This window comes from Sphingomonas fucosidasi (assembly GCF_036663855.1).
Classification (GTDB): Bacteria; Pseudomonadota; Alphaproteobacteria; order Sphingomonadales; family Sphingomonadaceae; genus Sphingomonas; species Sphingomonas faeni_B.
The window spans coordinates 1-2,500 of sequence record NZ_JAXOJR010000019.1; the positions used below are offsets into that span (position 1 = coordinate 1).

The window sequence follows — 2,500 nt, forward strand, 5'->3', positions numbered from 1 at the left end:
TGGTTGCGGGGACAGGATTTGAACCTGTGACCTTCAGGTTATGAGCCTGACGAGCTACCGGGCTGCTCCACCCCGCGACGGTCTGCGGTTGCAGACGTTGGGTATAGACGACGTTGTGAATGGGTTTGTGATATGTGTGCTGCATGTTGCACGGGCTTCAATGCCTGGCGACGACCTACTCTTCCATCGCTTGAGCGATAGTACCATTGGCGCAGTCGGGTTTCACGGCCGAGTTCGGAATGGGATCGGGTGGGACACCGACGCTATAGCCACCAGGCAATGGAGCCGGTGCGACATGCGTCACTGAATATCTGGGTCCCTCGGGTTCCGCCTTGCGGCGAAGCCTGAGGGTTTTAAAATCGATACCGTGCATGGTTGTGTTGTATTTGTGACCAATCCCTCGACGGCGAGGGGATTGGCAATCTGGCGTCGTCTTAATCATCCGCACGCATCTGGCTAGCTGGGTTACCCCAGTGTTGTCATTGATGGTGTGAGACTCTCAAGCGCGAATAGAGCAATTAGTATCGGTTAGCTCCATGCGTTACCGCACTTCTACATCCGATCTATCAACGTCGTGGTCTCCGACGGCTCTATGAAATCTTATCTCGAGGGAGGCTTCCCGCTTAGATGCTTTCAGCGGTTATCCCGTCCATACATAGCTACCCAGCTGCGCTCCTGGCGGAACGACTGGTACACCAGAGGTATGTTCAACCCGGTCCTCTCGTACTAGGGTCAACTCCTCTCAAATTTCGACGCCCACGGCAGATAGGGACCAAACTGTCTCGCGACGTTCTGAACCCAGCTCACGTACCACTTTAATTGGCGAACAGCCAAACCCTTGGGACCTGCTCCAGCCCCAGGATGTGATGAGCCGACATCGAGGTGCCAAACAACCCCGTCGATATGAGCTCTTGGGGGTTATCAGCCTGTTATCCCCGGCGTACCTTTTATCCGTTGAGCGATGGCCCTTCCACGAGGGACCACCGGATCACTATGACCGACTTTCGTCTCTGCTCGACTTGTCAGTCTCGCAGTCAGGCGGGCTTATGCCATTGCACTCTAACAGACGGTTTCCGACCGTCCTGAGCCCACCATTGCGCGCCTCCGTTACTCTTTAGGAGGCGACCGCCCCAGTCAAACTACCCGCCACAGAGGGTCCCTGTTCCGGCTTACGGAACGAGGTTAGACATCAGAAACAAACAGGGTGGTATTTCACCTATGGCTCCACATCAGCTGGCGCCGATGCTTCAAAGCCTCCCACCTATGCTACACAGTTTCTTCCTAATGCCACTCTGAAGCTGCAGTAAAGGTGCACGGGGTCTTTCCGTCTAACCGCGGGTACTCCGCATCTTCACGGAGAATTCAATTTCGCTGAGCATGTCCTGGAGACAGTGGGGAAGTCGTTACGCCATTCGTGCAGGTCGGAACTTACCCGACAAGGAATTTCGCTACCTTAGGACCGTTATAGTTACGGCCGCCGTTTACCTGGGCTTCATTTCAGAGCTTGCACCCCTCCACTTAACCTTCAGGCACCGGGCAGGCGTCAGGCCCTATACGTCGTCTTGAAGCCGACTTAGCAGAGCCCTGTGTTTTTGCTAAACAGTCGCTACCCCCTGGCCTGTGCCCCCTCAAAGTGCTTGCGCATAGTGAGGGCCTCCTTCTTCCGAAGGTACGGAGGCAATTTGCCGAGTTCCTTCAGGACACTTCTCTCAAGCGCCTTGGTATACTCTACCTGACCACCTGTGTCGGTTTCGGGTACGGTCTATACGGTGGGGCTATTTCCTGGAACCATTTCGAAGCCATCCCAATCCGATAAGGGATGACAACACACATGATCCGTCACACACCACCAGGCCCACGAATATTAACGTGGTTCCCATCGACTACCCCCTTCGGGCTCGTCTTAGGGGCCGGCTCACCCTGCGCGGATTAGCCTTGCGCAGGAACCCTTGGTCTTTCGGCGAGAGGGCATCTCACCCTCTTTATCGCTACTCATGTCTGCATTCGCACTTCCGATACCTCCACGACCCATTACCAGATCGCTTCACAGGCTTACGGAACGCTCCGCTACCGCGTACCACATAAGTGGCACACCCTAAGCTTCGGCACGTATCTTGAGCCCCGTTACATCTTCGCCGCAGGACCTCTTGTTTAGACCAGTGAGCTGTTACGCTTTCTTTAAAGGATGGCTGCTTCTAAGCCAACCTCCTGGTTGTTTTGGAAGTCCCACATGCTTTCCCACTTAGATACGATTTGGGGGCCTTAGCTGTAGGTCAGGGCTGTTTCCCTTTTGACGACGGACCTTAGCACCCGCCGTCTGTCTCCCGCATATCACTCTTAGGTATTCGGAGTTTGGTTAGGTTTGGTAGATCTCGCGACCCCCTAGCCCATCCAGTGCTCTACCCCCTAAGGTGTTCGTGCGAGGCACTACCTCAATAGTTTTCGCGGAGAACCAGCTATTTCCCGGCTTGATTGGCCTTTCACCCCTAAACACAACTCA

1 tRNA gene and 2 rRNA genes (1 of these 3 cut by a window edge) are annotated in these 2,500 nt (G+C 54.8%); all 3 read right to left on the bottom strand.

What is annotated here, in order from left to right:
- Positions 1-77, bottom strand: a tRNA-Met gene (locus tag U1737_RS20500).
- A gap of 85 nt (positions 78-162) precedes the next feature.
- Positions 163-277 (bottom strand): 5S ribosomal RNA (gene rrf, locus U1737_RS20505).
- 221 nt (positions 278-498) lie between these two features.
- A 23S ribosomal RNA gene (locus tag U1737_RS20510) occupies positions 499-2,500 on the bottom strand; it runs 795 nt beyond the window's last position.